12 protein-coding genes are annotated in these 21738 nt (G+C 69.7%); 8 read left to right on the top strand and 4 right to left on the bottom strand.

Going from position 1 to position 21738, the window contains the following annotated elements:
• The first annotated feature begins 448 nt into the window (after positions 1-448).
• Genes QMG86_RS10810 through QMG86_RS10780 form a run of 7 tightly spaced genes read left to right on the top strand, consistent with a single transcriptional unit; the run spans position 449 to position 8758 of the window.
• Positions 449-1501, top strand: coding sequence for a 3-oxoacyl-ACP synthase III family protein (locus QMG86_RS10810; RefSeq protein WP_281880903.1), 1053 nt, complete (start codon positions 449-451; stop codon positions 1499-1501).
• A gap of 8 nt (positions 1502-1509) precedes the next feature.
• On the top strand, positions 1510-2424 hold the full coding sequence (locus tag QMG86_RS10805) for a beta-ketoacyl-[acyl-carrier-protein] synthase family protein (RefSeq protein ID WP_281879251.1): 915 nt from the start codon (positions 1510-1512) through the stop codon (positions 2422-2424).
• Entirely contained in the window at positions 2421-4100 is a 1680-nt protein-coding gene (locus QMG86_RS10800) for a fatty acid CoA ligase family protein (RefSeq protein WP_281879249.1), read from the top strand. The genes QMG86_RS10805 and QMG86_RS10800 overlap by 4 nt, the downstream gene beginning before the upstream one ends.
• A complete protein-coding gene (locus QMG86_RS10795; RefSeq protein WP_281879247.1) occupies positions 4097-4378 on the top strand; it encodes a hypothetical protein in 282 nt (93 codons plus the stop codon). The genes QMG86_RS10800 and QMG86_RS10795 overlap by 4 nt, the downstream gene beginning before the upstream one ends.
• Positions 4375-5421, top strand: coding sequence for an NAD-dependent epimerase/dehydratase family protein (locus tag QMG86_RS10790; protein WP_281879246.1), 1047 nt, complete (start codon positions 4375-4377; stop codon positions 5419-5421). The genes QMG86_RS10795 and QMG86_RS10790 overlap by 4 nt, the downstream gene beginning before the upstream one ends.
• A gap of 26 nt (positions 5422-5447) precedes the next feature.
• Positions 5448-6647, top strand: coding sequence for a peptide synthetase (locus tag QMG86_RS10785; protein ID WP_281879244.1), 1200 nt, complete (start codon positions 5448-5450; stop codon positions 6645-6647).
• A complete protein-coding gene (locus tag QMG86_RS10780) occupies positions 6644-8758 on the top strand; it encodes an MMPL family transporter (protein WP_281879242.1) in 2115 nt (704 codons plus the stop codon). The genes QMG86_RS10785 and QMG86_RS10780 overlap by 4 nt, the downstream gene beginning before the upstream one ends.
• Positions 8759-8999: 241 nt before the next feature.
• Here QMG86_RS10780 and QMG86_RS10775 read toward each other — a convergent pair whose 3' ends face one another.
• The 3 genes from QMG86_RS10775 to QMG86_RS10765 are packed head-to-tail and all read right to left on the bottom strand — an operon-like array spanning position 9000 to position 17542.
• Positions 9000-9683: a hypothetical protein gene (locus QMG86_RS10775; protein ID WP_281879239.1), complete on the bottom strand. Its 684-nt coding sequence runs from the start codon at positions 9681-9683 to the stop codon at positions 9000-9002.
• 10 nt (positions 9684-9693) lie between these two features.
• Entirely contained in the window at positions 9694-11091 is a 1398-nt protein-coding gene (locus tag QMG86_RS10770) for a condensation domain-containing protein (RefSeq protein WP_281879237.1), read from the bottom strand.
• Positions 11092-11122: 31 nt separating this feature from the next.
• On the bottom strand, positions 11123-17542 hold the full coding sequence (locus tag QMG86_RS10765; protein WP_281879236.1) for a type I polyketide synthase: 6420 nt from the start codon (positions 17540-17542) through the stop codon (positions 11123-11125).
• A 266-nt stretch (positions 17543-17808) separates the two neighbouring features.
• Here QMG86_RS10765 and QMG86_RS10760 point away from each other — a divergent pair, with 266 nt between their 5' ends.
• On the top strand, positions 17809-19995 hold the full coding sequence (locus tag QMG86_RS10760; RefSeq protein WP_281879235.1) for an MMPL family transporter: 2187 nt from the start codon (positions 17809-17811) through the stop codon (positions 19993-19995).
• A gap of 300 nt (positions 19996-20295) precedes the next feature.
• Here the strand turns inward: QMG86_RS10760 and QMG86_RS10755 are convergent, their stop codons facing one another.
• Positions 20296-21714: an MFS transporter gene (locus QMG86_RS10755; RefSeq protein ID WP_281879234.1), complete on the bottom strand. Its 1419-nt coding sequence runs from the start codon at positions 21712-21714 to the stop codon at positions 20296-20298.
• Positions 21715-21738: the final 24 nt, after the last annotated feature.

Genomic DNA, 21738 nt, shown 5'->3' with positions numbered 1-21738 from the left:
GTCACAACATCGTTCAGCCTCCGTCCGACCAGCCGACGGCGCGGCGCTCGGCACCGGTACGACTCCCCGTACACAGTGAACTCACTCACACCCGGCGAGAGAGTCATCCCGCCGGGCACTCAGAAAGAACCACCATTCGGCAATAACCGATCGATTGCCCCGATCGGAGCAACGCCTTCCCACACCCGCGGCGCCGCACCGGGCCGCGAAGACGAAATGCCCCGACAGGCCGAAACGGCAGATCACATCGCAATACTGCGAACGCCATAGCCAGCCGGTCACCAGTTAGTGATACCTCACGAAACAGGTACCTCCGTCAGTGATTTCCGTCTCAGACGGAGCCTTCGGAGGGGATATAGCCATTTGTTGTTACTGTCGGGTAGTGTTCATTGCACCGACGATCAGAGTCGATCCGGAACCGTATATCTCCACGATTTCAGGAGCGCTCGTGTCTCCCCATTCTCGCTTCGAATCCATCGGCGCCTATCTGCCTTCAAAAGTTGTCACCACCGCGGAATTGCTTTCCGGGCTGAAAGAGCCGCCTTCGTTCGATCTGGAGAAAATCACCGGCGTCCGTGAGCGCCGGGTACGCGACACCAGGCCGGAAAGTCACGAGGATTCCTTCATCCTCGCCACCAAGGCGGTCGAGGATTGTCTCTCCAGGTCACGGTATGCGCCAGAGGATATCGACGTGGTCATATCCGCCTCCATCACGCGCAGCAAGCATGCGACCAGGATGTACCTGGAGCCGTCGTTCGCCGGATCGATAAGCCGTCTTATCGGTGCCAAGAACGCCATTACGTTCGATATCGCCAATGCCTGCGCCGGAATGCTCACCGGAACCTACATCCTAGATCGTATGATCCGGTCCGGCGCCGTTCGAAACGGCCTCGTGGTCAGCGGCGAGGCCATTACTCCGATCGCCGAGACAGCGGTCGCCGAGATTTCCCAAAAATACGATCCGCAATTCGCCTCGCTGACTGTCGGCGATTCCGGATGCGCGATCGTGCTGGATCAGGCGGTCGATGAAAACGACGTGATCCACTACATCGAGATGATGACCGCCGCGGAATACGCGCAGCTGTGCCTGGGCATGCCCAGCAGTAAGACACAGGGCATCGCGATGTACACCGACAACCGCAAGATGCACAACGAGGACCGCTTCCTGCTCGGGACCAACACCCAGCGGAAACTCCTCGAGGCGCAGGGCAAGACCTTCGCCGACGAGCAGTTCGACTACGTCATCCACCATCAGTTCGGCGCCGCCGCGATCCCGTGGATGAACGCGATCGCCGAGCGCGAGTTCGGCAGCCCGATGCCGCCGGACCTGCGGGTCATCGAGAAGTACGGAAACACTTCCACCACTTCGCATTTCATTGTGCTGCACGATCAGCTCGGCGAGCAGAACATCCCCGCGGGCTCGAAGTTGCTGCTGGTGCCCGCGGCCTCCGGCATCGTCACCGGGTTCCTGTCCACCACCATCTCGTCTCTGAAGGTCTGAGGTCGGTCATGAGCGTCCGCATCAAGTCCACCGGCATCAGCCGGGGCGGCGACACCAACAGCATCGTCGAGCACAGCGCCCGCGCGGCCAAGCGCAGCCTCGAACGTGCCGGGATCCGGCCCGAGCAGGTCGGCCTGCTGATCAACGCGGGCATCTTCCGGGATTCGAACACCGTCGAACCGGCGGTGTCCGCGCTGATCCAGAAAGCGGCGGGCATCGGCCTCGAATACGCGAAGGACGACCCGCGCACCTTCTCGTTCGATCTGTTGAACGGGGCGGTCAGCGTGCTCAACGCGGTCCAGGTGGCCACGTCGGTCCTGGCGACCGGTAGCGCCGAACACGTGCTCATCGTCTCCGGTGACACCCATCCGTCGCTGCTGCGCTCCGTCGGCGACGCCGAATTCCCGTATGCCACCTGCGGCGCGGCGCTGCTGCTGGAGCACACCGACGAGCCCACCGGCTTCGGCTCCGTGCACACCGTCGCCGGCGAGGGCACACCCGCCGTCGAGGCATACGTCGACGTCTCCACCATGGGCAAGACGGGCCGCGGCGCGATGACCGTGGAGCGGGAACCCGGCTTCCAGGACCGTCTGCTCGAGGTGGCCGTGGACGCGGCGCGCCGAGCGCTCGCCGAGTCCGACCACGGCTCGCTGGACGAGATCGCGCTGATCGCGTCGACGCCGAGCCCGCAGTTCCCGGGGCGGCTGGCCGCCGCGCTCGGCATCGACCAGGGTTCGGTCCGCGTCCCGGATCTGCGCGACGGCGACCCGCACACCGCGGCGCTCACCGCCGCCTACGATCTGGCGCTCGCCGACGATGCCTTCGCCGAGTTCCGACAAGTGCTGTTCGTCGCGGCGGGCGCCGGTCCTTCGGCGGCGGCGGTGCTCTACCGGTTGCCCGTGCTCGCCGGGGCGCCTGCGTGACAACGGGAACATCCTGGCAGGCCATCGATCGGTTCCGTGCGGTCGTCCGCACCGACCCCACCCGGGTGGCCGTGCGCTACGCGGACGGGGTCGGCCCCGATGGCCTGCCGGCCTACCGGCAGCTGACCTATCGCGAATTGGACGCGTGGTCGGACACGATCGCCCAGCGGCTCGCCGCGTCGGGAGTGGGCACCGGGACGCGCACCATCGTGCTGGTGCTGCCGAGTCCCGAACTGTACGCGATCATGTTCGGGCTGCTGAAGCTCGGCGCGGTGGCCGTGGTGATCGACCCCGGCATGGGCGTGCGAAAGATGTTGCGCTGCCTGCGCGCCGTGGACGCCGAGGCGTTCATCGGCATCCCGCAGGCGCACGCGCTGCGGGTGCTGTTCCAGCGGGGCTTCCGCACCGTGCGCACCGCGGTCACGGTCGGCAGGCGCTGGTTCTGGCGCGGCGAGTCGCTGCGGGAGTGGGGCCGCACGCCCACCGGCCCGATCCCCTCGGGCCGACCGGTCACCGAGGACGATCTGTTGTTCATCGCGTTCACCACCGGCAGCACCGGGCCGGCCAAGGCCGTGCGGCTGACGCACGGCAACTTGGCGGCGATGGTGGAGCAGGTGCACGTGGCGCGGGGTGAGGTGGCGCCGGAGGTCTCGTTGATCACTCTGCCGCTGGTCGGCGTGCTGGATCTGCTGCTCGGCTCGCGCTGCGTGCTGCCGCCGCTGATTCCGAGCAAGGTCGGGGCGACCGATCCCACGCACGTGGTCGACGCGATCCAGCGGTTCGGCGTGCGGACCATGTTCGCCTCCCCCGCCGTGCTGATTCCACTGCTCGAGCATCTGCGCGTCCGCCCGGCCGCGCTGGACTCGCTCGACAGCGTCTATTCCGGTGGTGCTCCGGTGCCGGACTGGTGCATCGCCGGACTGCGTGAAGTGCTCGGTGCGGACGCGAAGGTCGTCGCGGGCTACGGATCCACCGAGGCGCTGCCGATGTCCACCATCGAGTCCAGGGAACTGCTGGATGGATTGGTCGAACGGGCGCATCGCGGCGCGGGAACCTGTCTCGGCAGGCCCTCCCACCGAGTGCAGGCCCGTATCGTCGCCATCACCGACGACGCCATCCCGACGTGGGCGCGGGCCGAAGAACTCGCGGGCGGGCTGGTGGATACGCGCGGCATCGGCGAACTGGTGGTCGCGGGGCCGAACGTCAGCCCCGGGTACTACTGGCCGCCGCAGGCGAACGCGCTGGGCAAGATCGTCGACGGCGACCGGATCTGGCACCGCACCGGCGATCTCGCGTGGATCGACGAGCACGGGCGGATCTGGTTCTGCGGACGCAAGAGCCAGCGGGTGGTCACGGCGCACGGACCGATGTTCACCGTCCAGGTCGAGCAGATCTGCAACACCGTCGCGGGCGTGGCGCGCACGGCGCTGGTGGGCATCGGGACGCGGGGATCGCAACGGCCGGTGCTGTGCGTCGAACTGAAGCCCGGCGCGGACGCCGAGGTCGTCGAGGTGACGTTGCGCGCCCACACGGCGCGATTCGACCTCACCCGGACGATCACCGACTTCCTGGTCCACCCGGCGTTCCCGGTGGACATCCGGCACAACGCCAAGATCGGCCGCGAACAGCTCACGGTGTGGGCGGCCGAACGGCTTCGAACGGACAACCGACGATGAAAACGACTGTACTGCGGGCGGTTCCCGTCCTGGGCTGGCTCTATCTGGCCTGCGGCGCGCTCGCCGCGGCGACCGGCCGTATCCCGCACAGCCGGATCCTGCGCACCGTCTGGTGGATCGACGCGTTCCTCAGCGTCGTCGTGCACGCGGCCCAGATCCCGGCGGCCCTGCGCGCCGCCGAAGGATCCGGCCGTGGCCGGCTGGAGACGGCGGTCCTGACGCAGATTTTCGGCCTGACCTGGTGGCGGACCCGGCCCGGCAAGGAGGAAGGACAATGAGCAAAGTTCTGGTGACCGGCGCGTCCGGATTTCTCGGCGGCGCGCTGGTGCGCAGGCTGGTACGCGACGGCGAGCACGATGTGTCGATTCTGGTGCGCCGCAGCAGCAATCTGGCCGATCTCGGCTCGGACCTCGACAAGATCCAGCTGGTCTACGGCGATCTGACCGATCCCGCCTCGCTCGAGCGAGCCACCCGCGGGGTCGACATCATCTTCCACAGCGCGGCCCGCGTGGACGAGCGCGGCACCCGCGAACAATTCTGGAACGAGAACGTCCGCGCCACCGAACGGCTGCTCGAAGCCGCCCGGCGCGGCGGGGCCTCGCGGTTCGTGTTCATCTCCAGCCCGAGCGCGCTGATGGACTACTACGGCGGCGACCAGCTCGACGTCGACGAATCGGTGCCGTATCCCCGGCGCTACCTGAACCTGTACTCGGAGACCAAAGCCGCGGCCGAGCGGGCGGTCCTGGCCGCCGACACCGACGGCTTCCGCACCTGCGCGCTGCGCCCCCGCGCGATCTGGGGCGCGGGCGACCGCTCCGGTCCCATCGTGCGGATGCTCGGCCGGGCCGGCGCGGGAACGCTGCCGGACCTGTCGTTCGGCCGCACCGTGTACGCCTCGCTGTGCCACGTCGACAACATCGTCGAGGCCTGTGTGCTGGCGGCCGCGTCGGACGCGGTGGGCGGTAAGGCGTATTTCATCGCGGACGCCGAGAAGACCGACGTCTGGGGATTTCTCGGCCAGGTGGCGGTCCGGCTGGGATACCGGCCGCCGACCAGGAAACCCAACCCCAAGGTGATCGACGCGGCGGTGCGCGTCATCGAGACGATCTGGCGGGTCCCGGCCGTCGCGACGCGCTGGTCGCCGCCGCTGTCGCGCTACGCCGTCGCTCTGCTGACCCGCAGCGCCACCTACGACACCAGCGCCGCCGCACGCGATTTCGGCTATCGGCCGGTCGTCGATCGCGACAGCGGACTGACCGCCTTCCTCGCCTGGCTGGACAGCCAGGGCGGCGCTGTCGAACTCACCCGCGATCTGCGCTGAGCACCTCATCGGTACCGGAGACCAGCATGAGCAACGCCCCTGTCTTCCGCCGGAAGATCACGCCCACCGAACGCCTCTATTTCGCCACGCGGCGGGTGACCCCGCCGTTCGTGATGCACCTCGCCGTCCACGGCGACGGCAGCCTGGACCCGGCGGCGCTGCAAGCCGCCGTCGACGCCGCCTCGGCGGCCTGCCCAGGGTCCCGCCTGGTGCGCGACGGGCGCGACTGGGTGGACAGCGGTCTGGCCGCCACGGTGCGCGTCGTGCCGGGCTGGACGCTGAACTACGCCGCACTGGAGCAGGACGCGGTGCTCAACAGCCCGATCGGTCCCACGCCGGATCGCACCACCGAGGTCCTGCTGCTGACCGGTGCGCAGACCACCGTGCTGTTCCGCGCCTTCCACGGCGTGATGGACGGCATGGGCCTGCGAATGTGGGTGGACGATGTGTTCCGCGCCCTGCGCGGACGAACGCCACTCGGTGCGCCCGACCCGGTCGCCGACGCCGAACTGGTCGCGCGCGTCGGCGCCGCGGGGAAACCGACCCTGGTCCTGCCGACGTTCGCGGCGCCGACCGGCCGCGGCCGCCAGGATCCGGCGGCCCCGCGCTGGCTGCTGCGCCACCGCACGATCGAGGCGACCGGCAAGGGCATCGTCGCGCGGGTGGCCGCGGTGCTGGCCGCGGAGTCGGATACGCGCTCCCGCTTCATGATTCCGGTCGACCTGCGCAGGCACGGTCCCGGCCTGCGCTCTACCGCGAACCTGGCGCTGCCCCTGTTTCTCGACGTGGCGCCCGGCGAAGACTGGGAGACGGTCCGGGAGCGGATGCGCACCGGCCTGCGGGAGAAGCGGGAACTGAACGAGCTCGACAACGGCAAGCTGTCGCAGTTCCCGGACGCCGTCGTCCGCGCCGTGCTGCACGGCGCCAGCTGGCTCGGGGCCCGGCTGAACCGCAACATGGTCTCGGCCACCGTCTCTCATCTGGGCGCCTTCGATCTCGCTGAGATGGCCGTGCCCGGCTGGACGCCGACGACCATGCGGGTGCTGCCGCAGCACAGCGGCGCGATGCCGCTGCTGTTCGCCATGGTCGAGTCGCGCGGGAAGCTGGAGCTGACCGTCTCCTGCCGTAACGGCGCGGGCATCGAGCCCCGGCTGGAGGCGCTGCTGGACAAGATCACCGCGCGGCTCGAAGCCGAACTCGCGCCGCACCGGGCGGCCGTCGGATGACCGGCCTCGCCCGGGTCGTCCTCGCCCGGCCGCGGATGGTGCTGGCGCTGGTGACCGGGGTGATGCTGCTGTCCGGTCTACTGGGCATCGGAGCGTCGGACAAGGTCACGGCTGCCGGGTTCATCGATCCCGGCAGCGAGTCCGCGCGCGTGGATCAGCTCGTGAGCGACCATTTCGGCCCGCAGAATCCCGACGTGGTCGTGCGGTACACCGCGCCGGAGGGGCAGGCGCTCGACGACCTCGGCCCCCGCGTACAGGAAGCGCTGGCGCGGATCGATCCGGCGATGCTGCAACGGCCGATCGAGACCTACTGGAACGCCGGGTTCGCGCGCAAGCGATTCCTGCGCTCGGCCGACAACCGGCACGCCCTGGCCGTGGTCTATCTCGCCGGTGACGCCAACCGGCGCGTCGCCGCGTATCCGGACATCGAACCGCTGCTTCGTGTTCCGGGTGTGCCCACGGACCTGTCCGGCTACAGCGCGGTCTCCACGGAGATCAACGCGCAGTCCCAGCACGATCTGGTGCGGGCGGAAGGGCTCTCGCTGCCGCTGACGCTGCTCATCCTGGTGCTGGTGTTCGGCGGTCTGATCGCCGCGTCGTTCCCGGTCGTGGTCGGCGGCCTCACCGTGCTCGGCGCGCTGGGCGCCATCCGTGTGCTCGCCGAGCTGACCGAGGTGAGCACGTTCGCGATGAACATCGCGTCCCTGCTCGGCCTCGGGATGGCCATCGACTACGGGTTGTTCCTGGTCACCCGATTCCGCGAGGAGGTCGCCGGCGGGCACGACGTACGCTCCGCGATCAGCCGCACCTACGCGACCGCCGGGCGCACCATCGCGTTCTCCGCACTGCTGCTGGTCTGCGCGTTCGCGGGGACGTTCGTCTTCCCGCAGGCGGTGCTGCGCTCGCTCGGCATCGGCGCGATCACGGCGGTCGCGCTGGCCGCAGGCCTCTCGCTCACCGTGCTGCCCGCACTGCTCGCGTTGTTCGGCGCGCGCATCGGGACCGCGCGCGCGATCGATCGCACCGACCGGTTCTGGGGCGGCCTGGTCGATCGCGTGCTGCGGCGGCCGGGGTTGGTGACCGTGGTCGTCGGCGCCGTCCTGCTGGTCTTCGCGGCGCCGCTGGCCGGGCTGCGGCTGGGCGACATCGACCACCACGCCTTGCCCCCGGACAACCCCATGCGCGTCACCATCGAAGAGCTCACCGCGCAGTTCCCCGCGGCAGGCAGCGGCGTCACCGCCGTGCTGCACGGCTCGGACGGGCCGCCGCAGTCGGCCGCGGTGGACGCGGCCGCGACGGCGCTGGGCACGGTCGACGGCGTCCGGCAGGTCGTCCAGGTGGGTCGCGCCGAGGACTTCGTCGTCTTCCACGCGTTCCTGCGCGACACCGACCGCACCGAAGCGGCGAGCGCCTCGGTACGCGGCATGCGCGAGCTGACTCCGCCGGACGGCACCGTGCTGTGGATCGGCGGCGACACCGCGGCCACCGTGGACAGCGTGCGCTCGATCGTCGCCGGGATGCCGTGGATGATCCTCGTCATGGTCGGCGCGACGATGGTGCTGCTGACCGTGGCGTTCCGCTCGATCGTGCTGCCGCTCAAGGCCGTCGGCCTGGCATTCCTCAGCTTGGCCGCCACGTTCGGCGTGCTCACCTGGATCTTCTGCGGCGGGCATCTGTCCGGCCTGCTCGGTGTGAGCACCGGACCCATCACCGCGGGCATGCTGGTGCTGATCATCGCGGTGGTCTTCGGCCTGTCCACCGACTACGAGGTGTTCCTGCTGTCGCGCATGGTCGAAGCGCACGACGCGGGCGCCGACACCGCCGCGTCGGTGCGCGCGGGCACGGTCAAGACCGCCCGGGTGATCACCGCCGCCGCCACTCTTCTGGTGATCGTCACCGGCGCGTTCACCTTGTCGCCGCTGACGCCCATGCGCTTCCTCGGCCTGGGCATGATCATCGCGCTCGTGGTGGACGCCACCCTCGTCCGCATGCTTCTGGTCCCCGCGCTGGTGCAGCTGATGGGCCCGGCCAACTGGTGGTCACCACGCCGCCGACGCGTCGTCCCGGCCACCGTCGACCGGATCCGGGAGCGCACGGCGACCACACGCTGACGCGATGGACAGCGACCTTCGGACTCACCGGGCCGCACAGCCGCGCATCGCCCGGCATCGTCACCAACGGTGGCGCCGGAGGCGGCCGGGGTGCCCGGTATTGCACCTCGAAGGCCACAGCATCAGCTTCGGTTGGCCTGGCACCCAGATCAGCTGTCCGAGCCGCCCGGGCGACGTGGACGCGAGCTGTGCGGCTCCCTACCCGCTTCGGCCGACCGTGCGTTCCGCTCGACGCGACAACCTAAGCGACCAGTTCCATCACCCCACGCGGATCCCATGGCATCGGCCCGGTCGGGAAGCTGAGCCGGACCAGCCGATGCGGCGCAGCCGTGTCGAAGTGCGCCACCGCGGGTGGTAGGAATCCGCCGATCACCTTCTCCACCATGATGTTCAGTCCGGACAACCGCGGCCGCAGCCGGACCTGCCAGCTGCTGATGCGCCCGGCCGGAACGTCGACGACGGTGCGCTGCTCCACCTTGGCCCCGAGCGGGAAGTGCACCGAGAAGGCCAGCCACAGGTCGACGCACTCCTCGGCGCCCTCGGCGAAGTCCAGGCCGCGCAGCAGCGTCAGGCCACCGGCCAGCGGCATCACGTTGGCCGGGAAAGGCGCTATCCCACCGCCGAATTGGAGGTGGACGGTGCCGAGGAAGTCGGCCTCCTCGCGAGAGACCACCGTGGTGCCCGAGCGTGTCTCGGCGCGGTAGCGCTCGGCCCGCAGCCGGTCCCCGCAGCGCTGGAACCGCTGCTCGATGGTCATGGCGAAAGTCCCGTGCCCCAGGCTTGCCTCGAGCGTCGAGCGGTAACCGTCGCCGTCGTGGGCGACCACGCTGACCAGGTCGATCTTCGGTGGCCGATCGGCGATGGTGACGGTGTAGACGGACTTCTCTCCGTCCGGGATCCCCGGGTCACGAAAAGCGGTGTCCACCAATCCTCCTCTACTGTGTGGCCTCGGCCGCCGCCGCGAACACCGCTGCCAGCGTGGCCACGTAGCGTTCGACGGAGTCGTGCGCCACCGGCGTGTCCGGGTAGATGACGCTCAGCGTGGTCTCCGACGCGAGCCGGTTGATCCAGATCAGCACCTGCTCGGACGCGGCCCGATTGGCGTACAGCCCGCACGACGCCAGGTCGAAGACCTCGTTGCCGAGCAGCTCCCTTGCGTCCACGTACGAGATCATCGGCGTGGACCAGCCCGGCTCCAGGTCGAGATCGGAGTCGGCGGGCAGCAGTTCCACCACGCGCTGGAACGAGGTCGGGGCCAGGCGCAGCCCGTTCTCGTAGGCGCGCTGCGCCAGCGACGCCGCTCGGGCGAAGGTGGTCGTGGGGCCGATCGGAAAGGCCACCGGCAGCAGCGTGACGTACCAGCCGACCGACGCGCGTTCCGCGGCGGTGCTGCGGGTGCTGACGGGCGTCATGCCGAAGTAGTAGTCGCTGTCGATGAGCTCGCGCTCGGTCAGCGCCGCCGCGGCGAAGATGCCACCCACGAACTCCGCTCCGCCGGCACGGCAGGCCCGCTCGAAACGCAGCGCGGTGTGCTCGTCGAACAGGGTGACGGTGCGGTGCGCGCTGCGGTTGTACACGTCGGTGCGTCTGCCCAGATCCAATGGGAAGGACGGCAGTTCGCCGTCGTTCCCGCGGATGAGCTCGAGCCACTTCCGCACGCCCGGCGAGGCGAGCGTCATGCGGCCGGTGTACTCCCGTTCGGCGGTGCAGTAGTCGAGGTAGCTGGCGGCGGGGGCGAGCATGCCGACGTCTTCCCACACCTCCCGCAGATACAGCAGCGCGAGGTCGAATCCGGACAGATACTGGCCGAATCCGTCGGTGTGCAGGTGATCGACCGCGAGGTAGACCGTGGTCGAATCCTCGCGTTCGATCGCCCCGAAAGTGAAGCAGTCCCAGTCGAACGGCCCCGGCGTCGTCTTCTGGACATGGTCGCGGATGGCCCTGGCCTCGTCGACGCGGCCGTAGTCGACCGGCACGAAATCGACGTCCTCCGCGGGCACGAGGTGACGCTCGATCGCGCCAGTGGCGTCGACCCGGAACCAGGTCCGGAAGGTGTCGTGACGCAGGAGGAACGCGTTGACCGCCCGCGTCATCGCGTCCAGATCGAGGTTGCCGGTCGGGATCTCCGCGGTCACCAGGCACAGACCCGAGTACCGGAAGTCCGCCGCGGCGTGCCGATCGGCGAGCCGGAGATACTGTTCCTGCTGATGTGAGGGCGGGGCCGGGTGCACCGGCGCCCGCCGGGCGCGCGCCACCGACTCCGGTGACGCCACCCAGCTGATCAGGCGTCCCGGCCCCGGCTCCCATTCATCGATCAGCCCGAAACGGACCACGGTGATACCTCGTTTCGATGACGGCGGTCGCTCACGGCCTGGCCTCGGCCGCCGCCAGCGCCAGAGCCGGTTCGGCCGCGGCGCCGTTCGCGGGCGCAGGCTCGGCCGTCGGCGAGGTCGGCTCGGGAACCGCCTGCGACTGACCGGAATCCGCCGCCAGGATCAGCTCGGCCACCTTCGGGCCGGCCTGCTCCAGACTGAACGAGCGGCCCATCTGCAGCGACATCAGGTCGATGCCGAGGGTCTTGGTGACCCGCGCACCGAGTTCCACCGCCATCAACGAGTCCAAGCCGAGTTCGGGCACCGGAACGGTCATGTCGATGGAGTCGACCGGCACACCCATCACGACGGCGAGCTCCTCGGCCATCTTGCGGGCGACGAAGGCCCCGCGCTTGCTCTCCTCGATCGCGGCCACCTCGGCTCGCAGGCGGGCCAGTTCGGAGGTGTCCTTGGCGGAGGCCTGCGCGAGCGCGATCGTGCGGCCGGTGCGGGTCAGCTGCGGGAAGGTGCCGGTCAGTTTGGCCCAGTCGGTCGGGATGATCGCCGCGCGCGCCACACCCAAGCGCAGCGTCTGCTCGAGATAGGCGGTGGCGTCGGCCATGTCGATCGGGTCGAAGCCCACCAGATCGAGGTACTTCAGCGCCGTCTCGTCGGCGGCCATGCCGCCGGTCGCGCCCGACAGGTGACCCCAGCCGACGCACAGCGCCCGCTCGCCCGCCCGGGACCATTCCTCGGCCAGCGACTCCACCGCCACGTTGGCCGCGCAGTAGTTGTACTGGCCGTAGATGCCGTACATCGAACCGCCGGAGGAGCACAGCACGAACATGTCCAACCGGATCCCGGCGTCGGCCACGGCTCGATGCAGAACTCGCGCGCCGTGCACCTTCGGGCGGTACACCTTCGCCAGCTCCTCGAACCGCATCGCGGCCAGTCGATTGTCGGCCACCGCACCCGCCGCGTGGAACACGCCGCGCAGCGGGTGCTCGGCGCTGTGCGACCGCGCGACGATCGCGGCGACCGCATCCGGATCGGTGACGTCGGCCAGCTCCTCGACCACCTCGACGCCGAGAGTGCGCCACGCCTCGAGCTGACGGCGCGCCTCCTCCGTGCTCGCGCCGCCGCGGCCGAGCAGGACCAGCCGCCGCGCCCCGCGCAATACCAGCCAGCGTCCGATGGCCATCCCGAACCCACCGAACCCACCGGTGACCAGATAGGTAGCGGTGCCGTCGATCTCGATCCCGGCCAGGTACGGCCGCACCGCCGGGGTGGGCGAATCCATGCGCAGCGCGATCCGGGCGAGCCCGGTCGACCGGATGGTTTCCTCGAAGGCCCTGGGCACCTCGTCGGTCTCGAACAGTTTGTAGGGCAGCGGCTGGTAGGTGCCCGCGAGCACCTTCTCGTAGACCCGCTGCAACAGGCGGGCCAGCCGCTGTGCGTCGACGGCGACCAAGCGGTCGAGATCCATCGAGAAGTACGCCAGGTTCTTGTCGAAGTTGGCCATCTCGAGCAGGCCGCCGGTGTAGATGTCGGCCTTGCCGACCTCGACGATCCGCCCGAATTCCGCGACCGCGTTGAAATTCTGGCGCAGGATCTCTCCGGGCGCGCTGCTGAGCACGACCTCGACGCCCTTGCCGCCGGTCAGCTCCAGCACGTCGTCGACGAAGTTCAGCGAACGCGAGTCGATCGCGTGGTCGGCGCCGAGGGCGAGCACGTGGGCACGGCGCTCGTCGGTGCTCGCGGTGCCGATGATGCGGGCCCCGCGATCCTTCGCGACCTGGATCGCGGCCGTGCCGACACCCCCCGCCGCGCCGTGGATCAGCACCGTCTCGCCCGGTTCCAGCCGCGCCAGGTCCAGCAGCGCGTACTCGGCCGTGCCGAAGGCGATGGTGCTGGTGCAATATCCGGGATCCGCGTCGGCGGGCAGCGGAATCGCCAGCTGGCGGTCGACCACGACGTAGCGCTGCATCATGCCCTTGGCGGCGACGGCGACCAACTCGCCCACCGCGACATCGGTGATGTCCGCGCCCACGCGCACCACCTCGCCGACGCCCTCCATCCCGGGCACGGTGCCGAAATAGGTCGGCGCGAGTTCCCGCTCACCGAGCAGGCCGATGACCTTGAGCGGATCCTTGTAGTTGAGGCCGATGATCTTCATCCGCACCTCGATCTGCCCCGGTCCCGGTTCGGGCCGCGGGCACTGCCGCCACGCCAACGCCGACAGCAGCCGGGTCCGGGGCATTTCGAGCGTGAAGTTGGCCTCCGGATCGGCCAGCGGTTCGGCGGTGTCCAGGGCGTCGAGACGCTCCTGCAGCGGCTTGGTCACCAGTGGGACCCAGCGCTTGCCGCCGCGCAGCACGACCTCGTCGAGGTTGTCGGTCCAGAACGCGCCGGGAACCGCCAATTCGCGGATCAGATCGGCCATCTCGGTATCGGGTTCCACGTCGATCAGCCGCCAGCGCAATGCCGATTGCTCGTTGAGCAGCACCCGGCGGGCACCGGCCAGCGCGGCGTGGTTGGAGTTCGGCGGGATCGGGCTGTCCGGCAGCGCGAACGCCCGCTCGGTCACCAGGGTGGCATGACACCAGCCTTCGCCGAAGACGCTCTTGGGCCCCTCGTCGGTGGCCTCCGGATGGACGAACTCGTCGAGTGCGACCGCGATCCGCTCCAGCATCCACAGATCGGCGACATCGTCCTCGACAGCCCCCGCGACCACGCAGACGTGCAGCCGGTCGGCGCCCTCGGCCTTGGCGGCCGCCAATGTGGCGGCCAGATCGGAGGCGAGTTCGCGACCCGCCACTCCGGCGACGTAGAGCCGGGAACCCGGGATGGCGGCGGCCAGCTGGCCCGCACGGCGGCAGTCGCCGCCGAGCGCGACGATCACGGTGCTCACCGAATCCTGCGGCAGCGCGGCGGGATCGAGCGGATCGCGCTGTTCCAGCGTCTCGGCGTAGTAGAAGTCGACCATCCGGTGCAGCGGATCCTGGCCCGGCGCCAGCGCACCGATCTGCAAGCCGCTCAATCGCATGACCAGGTTCTGTTCGTCGTCGAGCAGATCCACGTCGGCGCGCAGCCGGGCCCGGGGATCGCGGCGCGCGACGACGGTGATCCGCTCGGGCAGCGGTGCGACCAGCCGCACCGCCGCGACACCGACCGGCACCAGCGTGCCCTCATCGATCCGGGCGTCGGCGAACAGCAGCGCCGCCGACTGCATCGCGGCGTCGACGACCGCGGGATGGGCGAGGTGCCCGGAGTCCGCGGCGATGGCGCCGTCGACGGTGGCCACCACCGCCTCCGCGCCGACGCGCACGGAGGTCACGCGGCGGAAGGCCGGGCCGTACTGCAGCCCTGCCGCGGCCAGGCCGCTGTAGAACATCTGCGGGTCGACGTCCAGACCGACGTCCAATGCCGGGACCGTGACCTTCGTGGGCTTGTGGCTGCCGGTCAGCGTGCGGCCGAACGCGTGCACCGTCCAGGCCGTGCCCGTCGCCGAGCGCGATCGGATCAGGAAGCGGCCGCTGGCCTCTTCGACGGTCAGCGCCACCAGCGGCACGTCCGGCGCGGCCATGATCAGCGGGGCCACGAACCGAACCTGTTCCAGCGCAACGCGTTCGACACCCAGTCGGGCGGCCGTGGCGCTCAGCGCGGCATCCAGGTACGCCGCGCCCGGCATGATCTTGACGCCGTTGACGACGTGATCGGCCAGCCACGGCAGCAGTTCGGTGCCGACCTGCAGCAACCAGTCCGGCCTGCCCTCGACGTCCGGGTCGCCCAGCATGGCGTAGGTACCGGGGGTGCCGAGCCGTGCCTGCTCGAACAGCGGCAGCGCCGAATGCAGCCGGGTCCGCTGCCACGGATAACGCGGCAGCGGCACGTGCGGGGTGGCGGGAAGCGGCGCGGGGAACAGCTCGCCGAGGTCGAGCACGCCCGCGGCGTAGAGACCGATGAGGGTGCGGCGGACGCTCTCCGAGTCCGCCTGCTTGCGATCCAGTGTCGCCACCGTCGTGCCGTTGACGTCCGCGCCCAGCAACGCCTCGCGGATGTTGCCCGACAGCACCGGGTGCGGGCCGACCTCCAGGAAGACCCGGCTGTCCGCGCCGATCAGCTTCGTGATCGCGTCGGCGAACCGGACGGGCTCTCGCACGTTGGCGCACCAGTACCCGGCGTCCCAATCGGGGCCGTGCACCGCCTCGCCCGTGACCGAGGAGTACAGCGGCACGGTGGGCGCCTGCGGCTCCAGCCCGGCCAGCGCCACGCGCAGCTCATCGAGGATGGGGTCCATCAACCGGCTGTGGTAAGGCACCTCCACGCGCAGCCTGCGCGCGAAAACGCCGTCCTCGGTGAGCTTCTCGGCGATTTCGTCCAGGCGGTCGGCGTCACCGGACAACGTCAGCGAGCTCGCGCTGTTGATCGCGGCGACATCCACGCGCGGGTCGTCGCCGACGAGCTCGCGAGCCTGCTCCAGCGACATCCCGACCGCGAGCATGCCACCCGAGCCCGCGGTCGTCGCCTGCAACCGGGCCCGGTGGTAGGCCACCAGCACCGCGTCGCGCAACGACAGCATGCCGCTCACGTAAGCCGCCGACACCTCACCGACACTGTGCCCCACGACGGCCGCGGGCCGGACGCCGTATTCGGCCAGCTCCCGCACCAGCGCCACCTGGACGAGGAAGTTCGCCGGCTGCGCCACCTCGGTGCTGGTGACCCGGGACTCGTCCTCGGGCCGCAGCAGTTCCTCGATGATCGACCAGCCCGCGATCGCACGGAACTCGGCGTCGATCGCCTGCGCCGTGTCGGCGAAGACGCCTTCGCCGCCGAGCAGCTCGCGGGCCATGCCCCACCACTGCGGACCCATGCCCGAGAACACGAACACCGGTTCGGCCGTGCGCGACACGATCGTCCGCGCGGCGTCGCGGCCTTCTCCCGCGGCGAATTCGTGCAGATCCCGGACCAGGTCGGCGGTGTCGCCGACGAGCACGCCGGTGCGGAACTGGTGATGCGCCATCCGGGTCCAGGCGGCCTCGGCCAGCCGCCCCGGGTCGGCGCCCGCGGTGATCAGATCGGCGAACCGGCCGGCCAGCGCACGAGCCGCGCCGGTGCTGCGCGCCGAGATCGGCAGCACGCCGAAATGCCGTGCCTGCTGTGCCGGTGGGCGGGAGACCTGCCGGAACTCCTGCAGGATGGTGTGGGCGTTGGTGCCGCCGTAGCCGAAACCGTTGACCGCGATCGTCATCGGCTCGGCGTCCGCGGGCAGTGCCTCCGCCTCGAGCTGGACGTGCAGCCCCAGCTCGTCGAAGGGAATGTCGGGATTGGGTTTGTCCAGCCAGCCCTGCGGCGGGATGGTGCGATGGTGGATCGCCAGCGCCGACTTGATCACGCTGGCGATACCGGCCGCGGCCTCGGTATGGCCGAGTGTCGACTTGACCGAGCCGACACCGAGCGAACGCGTGCGCCCCGCAGGCGCGCCGAACACGCGGCCGAGCGCGCGCAACTCGACCGGATCGCCGACCAGCGTGCCGGTGCCGTGCGCCTCGACGTAGGTGATGGTGTCCGGCGCGAGCCCCGCCCGGCTGCACACCGAACGAGCCAGCGCCTCTTGGGATTCGGCGCTGGGCACGGTGATCGCGGTGGTGCGGCCGTCCTGGTTGGCGCCGGTCGCCTTGACCACCGCGTAGATCCGGTCACCGTCGCGGACCGCGTCGTCGAGCTTCTTCAACGCCACCATGCCCGCGCCCTCGCCGCGCCCGTAGCCGTCGGCCGAGGCGTCGAAGGACTTGCAGCGGCCGTCCGCCGCCAGGAAACCGCCCTTGCACATCAGGACGAAGGTCTCCGGTTGCAGCATCACGTTCACCCCACCCGCGAGCGCCACCTCGCAGTCGCCGTTCTCCAGCGCCTGGCAGGCGAGATGGAAGGCGACCAGCGACGACGAGCAGGCGGTGTCGACCGTGAGCGCGGGCCCGACCAGGTTCAGCGCGTACGCGATCCGGTTGGACAGCATCGTGTAGGACGCGCTGGCCGGGGTGTGCATGTCGGTGTGGAACAGGGCCGGGCCGACCACGCCGATCACCGACTGGTCCACCACGAACCCGCCGACGTAGACGCCGATCGACGAGCCCGCCGCGTGCCGCGCGATCCCGGCGTCGTCGAGCGCCTCCCAGGTCACCTCCAGCATCAGGCGCTGCTGCGGATCCAGCACGGTCGCCTCGCGAGCGGAGATGCCGAAGAAGTCCGGGTCGAACTCCCACGGGTCGATCGTCATGAAGGCGGCGCGCTTGGTGTAGCTGCGCCCCGGCGTTCGCGGTTCCGGATCGTAGTAGCGGCGGTAGTCCCAGCGATCGGCGGGCATATCGATCACACCGTCGCGTTTGTCCAGGACGAATTCCCAAAAAGTGTCGGGCGAGTCGATTCCGCCTGCGAATCTGCAGCCGATGCCGACAATTGCAATATCCGACATGCACATCCTCCGGGTCGGATCTGGTTGATCGCCATTCTTGTCCGGCGATTCACGAATTGACGCGTGCGCAGCTGGCGACCGCCCCAGCGTAACGGCGGCCACACCACCCGTCGCCGACTCAGGGAGACTTCACAATCCGGCCGTCGAGCGCTTTGTAACATTTCGAGATTCTCGATTCTCCATCGTCGAAAACTACTGAGATTGCTAGGTTTTCAGCTCGTACGTGACCCTCGCCGGCATGCGATGTCATCGATCAGGAGGCGGCATTGTTCACGCACTGGGCCGATACGCTCGTCCGGCGGCGATTCCTCGTCATCGGGCTCGTCGTGGCCGGGCTGCTCGCCCTCGGTGGGTACGGCCTCGGCCTGGGTGATCACCTCAGCGTCAGCGGATGGGACGATCCGACGTCGGAATCGGCGCGGGCGGCTCGGCTGAAGGACGAGGCGTTCGGGCGCGACCACATCGCCGACGTGCTGTTGTTGTTCCACGCCCCGGCCGGGAAGACGATCGACGATCCCGCCTTCGCCGCCACCGTCGTCGACCACTTGAACAGCCTGCCGCAACGCTTTCCGGATCGAATCGGCAAGATCAACGCCACCTACTGGCGCACCGACACCGGGCTCGAACTGCCGGACATCTTCGGCTCCCAGGACCGCGCGCACGCCTTCGCCTCCGTCGCCATCCGCGGCACCGACGACACCGAGGTGATGCGCAACTACCGAGCCGTCGCCGACGAGTTCCGGCTACCCGGGGTCGAGATGGAGGTCGCCGGCGGACAGCCGGTCGCGGCCGCCCTCAACGACACGATGGCCCACGACCAGCGGCGCATGGAGCTGTTCGCCGTCCCCGCGGTGGCGGTGCTGTTGTTCTTCCTGTTCGGCGGCGTCGTGGCGGCCGCGCTCCCGCTCGTCGTCGGGGGGCTGACCGTGCTGGGTGCCTGGGGGATCATTCGCGCCTTGACCACCGTCACCGAAGTGAATTCCTTCGTGTCGCCAGTGGTCTCGATGGTCGGCCTCGGTTTGGCCATCGACTACGGCTTGTTCCTCGTGAGCCGGTTCCGTGAGGAGCTGGCCGACGGTCACGAGGTGCCCGAGGCGGTACGGCGCGCGGTCGCGACCGCCGGGCGGACCGTCGTGTTCTCCGCGACCATCGTGGTTGTCGCCGCGGGCGCGATTCTGCTGTTCCCACAGGGGTTCCTGCGTTCGTTCGCCGTCGGCGCGATGGTGACGGTGACGCTGGCGGCGCTGATCTCGATCACAGTGCTGCCCGCCCTGCTGGCTGTGCTCGGCCGGCGCGTGGACCGGCTGGGATTCAACCGCTTCCACGCGCGCCGGGCGAGCGACCGCGAGCGGGACAATGCGTGGGGCCGCGTCGCCGGATGGGTCATGAAGAGGCCGCTGGCCGTCGCGATTCCGCTGGTGGCCGTTCTGGTGGTGCTCATCGCGCCGGTACGAGAGGTGGCCTTCGGCGGGATAACCGAACGCTTCCTGCCGCCGCAGCATCCGGCGCGCACGGCGCAACAGCACTTCGATCAGATCTTCCCGCTACGTCAGATCAACCCGATCGACCTGGTGCTGATCACCCATGACAGCGCCGCGATCGACGCGGTGGTCGCCCAGGCCGGCCGGGCCCCCGGACTCGTCGCGCCGTTTCCCCGCGCGGTGCAGGGACCGGCGCATCCGAACGTCTTCACCACCTCGACCGTGCTGCGTGACGCGCACGACGCCGACGCGACCATCGACTATCTGCGCTCCATGCCCGTGCCGAAGAGCACGACCGTGCTGATCGGCGGTCAACCCGCGAAGCAACGCGACAGCGTCGACGCGCTGCTGCGCCGCATGCCGCTGATGATCGCGCTCGTCTTCCTCGTCACCACCGTGCTGATGGTGCTGGCCTTCGGCTCGGTGGTGCTGCCGCTCAAGGCCGCTCTGCTGAACCTGCTCGGGCTCGGCTCCACCCTCGGCATCCTCACCTGGATCTTCGTCGAGGGCCACGGCGCGGGACTGCTGGAATTCACCCCGCAACCGATCATGGCGCTGGTGCTGGTGCTGATCGTCGCCGTGATCTACGGCTTGTCCACCGACTACGAGGTATTCCTGCTCGCCCGCATCGTGGAGGCGCGCCGGGCGGGCGCGACGACCACCGAGGCGGTCCGTGTCGGCATAGCCCGCACCGGATGGATCATCACCGCCGCCGCCCTCATTCTGTTGGTGGTGACCGGAGCGTTCGCCCTGTCGGATCTGGTCATGATGCAATACATCGCCTACGGCATGGTCGCGGCGCTGTTCATCGACGCGACGATCTTGCGCATGCTGCTGGTGCCCGCGACCATGCGGCTGCTCGGCGACGCCTGCTGGTGGGCGCCGTCCTGGCTGCGGCGCGGCGCGCGTCGTCGCACCGAGGCCGAGGATTCCCACCCCGAAGTCGTCTCCGGACGCTCCCAGGTCCGGTAGGCAGGGGCCACGAACTCACGCATCTCCCCGCACAGCAGCCAGGAGCCGTCGCCCGACGACCGACTGCAACGGCGTCGAACCCCCGCCAGTCCCTCTTTCGGCGACTCATGGCCGTGCGGCTGAATCCTTCTCTGGTGAGCGTGCGCGATCACTGCGGGGCAGTCTTCGGGATGCCTCGGTGCCATCCGGACCACGGTTGCCGTTGGACTGCGGTGCCCGAGCCCCCGGTTGCCGCGGAATCCGGCCTCGTATGCGAGGACCGTCGGCGCTGGAACGCGTCGTCGAAGGGGGCCGGAGCGGTCAGCTCGCGGTCGACCGACTCCACGGGCTCGTCGCGGTCCGCGCGCGGTCCGGCAGCGCCAGCGTCAGGGCGGCGAGGCCGAGGGCGGCGGCGGCGATGGCCGAGAGCATGATCATGCTGCCCGACAACGTGTGCGCGCGGAAGAACAGCGCGCTGAGCACCGCCAGCCCGACCGAATTGCCGATCTGTTCGATCGTGGGCAGCACCCCCGACGCCTCCCCCATGGCGCGATCGTCCAGGTCCGCCAGCATCAGCGGCTGCAGCGGCACCCCGAACACCCCGACCCCGAAACCCGCGAGGAACACCGGTCCGGCCACCAGCGGCAGGTTCACCGCGCCGGAGCCCACGTACAGGTAGCCCACGCCGACCACGACGCAGCCCGCGAAGACGGCGATACCGGCGGCCGGTGCGCGAATTCCCCACCGGCTGACGAGCACCGGTGACAGCACCGCCCCCGCCCCGGCGCCCAAGGCGAACGGCGTCATCGCGACACCGGTACGCAGCGCGGAGAACCGCAGCACGTCCTGCAGCAGGATCGAAACGGTGAAAACGAACGCGGTGAACAGGCCGAAGAAGACCGTCACCAGCACCGATCCGACCGCGAATCCGCGATCGGAGAACAGGTCCAGCCGCACCAGAGCCCGGCCGCCGCGGCGGCGCGTGGCGCGTTCGCGGGCCACGAACACCGCGCCCAGCACCATCGCGGCCGCGATGTATGCCCCGTGCAGCGGCCGCCAGCCCGCCTGTTGACTGTCCGACAGCGCGAACAGCAGCAGGAACAGCGCCGCGGTGGCCACCACGGCTCCGCGCATATCCAGCGGGTCCCGATCCGTCGCCGGACCCAGCCGCAGGTAACCGGCGGCCAGTGCGATGGCCACCATGCCCAGCGGCAGGTTCATCAGGAAGATCGCGTGCCAGCCGAGCCCGAACGGATCCAGGGTGATCAGCCCGCCGCCCAGGATCGGCCCGAGCATCCCGGCGAAACCGGCTGTCGCGCCGTACACGGCGAAGGCGTATTGATGGTGCTCGCGCCGGAAACTCGCGGTGATGATGGCGATGGTCTGCGCGGCCATCCCCGCGCCCGCCACACCCTGGACGATCCTGGCGATCACCAATTCCATTGCGGTGGACGACACTCCACACCACACCGAGGCCGCCGTGAAGGCCGCCGCCGACCACAGGAACATCCGGCGGCGGCCGGCGATCGCGCCGACGCGAGCCGCGGTGAGCAGCACGCAGGCGAACGCCAGCGAGTAACCGGCCACCACCCACAGTTGCTCCGAACGCGACGCCCCCAGTTCCGCGGTGACCACCGGAAGCGCGGTATTGACGATCGTCACATCGATCATCTGCATGAAGACCGAAATCAGGCATGCCCCGAACGATCCCAGGGCGACCGCTGCCTCTTTGCGGGTCATCGAACCACTCTTTCGATCATCGGC

The sequence above is a fragment of the Nocardia sputorum genome (genome assembly GCF_027924405.1).
Taxonomy (GTDB): domain Bacteria; phylum Actinomycetota; class Actinomycetes; order Mycobacteriales; family Mycobacteriaceae; genus Nocardia; species Nocardia sputorum.
This window is presented reverse-complemented; position numbering and strand designations above follow the sequence as displayed.

Excerpts from the sequence above, each read along its gene's own strand:
- QMG86_RS10805 (WP_281879251.1), top strand. The coding sequence starts at position 1,510 with ATGAGCGTCCGCATCAAGTCCACCGGCATCAGCCGGGGCGGCGACACC.
- QMG86_RS10795 (WP_281879247.1), top strand. The coding sequence starts at position 4,097 with ATGAAAACGACTGTACTGCGGGCGGTTCCCGTCCTGGGCTGGCTCTAT.
- QMG86_RS10790 (WP_281879246.1), top strand. The coding sequence starts at position 4,375 with ATGAGCAAAGTTCTGGTGACCGGCGCGTCCGGATTTCTCGGCGGCGCG.
- QMG86_RS10785 (WP_281879244.1), top strand. The coding sequence starts at position 5,448 with ATGAGCAACGCCCCTGTCTTCCGCCGGAAGATCACGCCCACCGAACGC.
- QMG86_RS10780 (WP_281879242.1), top strand. The coding sequence starts at position 6,644 with ATGACCGGCCTCGCCCGGGTCGTCCTCGCCCGGCCGCGGATGGTGCTG.
- QMG86_RS10765 (WP_281879236.1), bottom strand. The coding sequence starts at position 17,542 with ATGTCGGATATTGCAATTGTCGGCATCGGCTGCAGATTCGCAGGCGGA.
- QMG86_RS10755 (WP_281879234.1), bottom strand. The coding sequence starts at position 21,714 with ATGACCCGCAAAGAGGCAGCGGTCGCCCTGGGATCGTTCGGGGCATGC.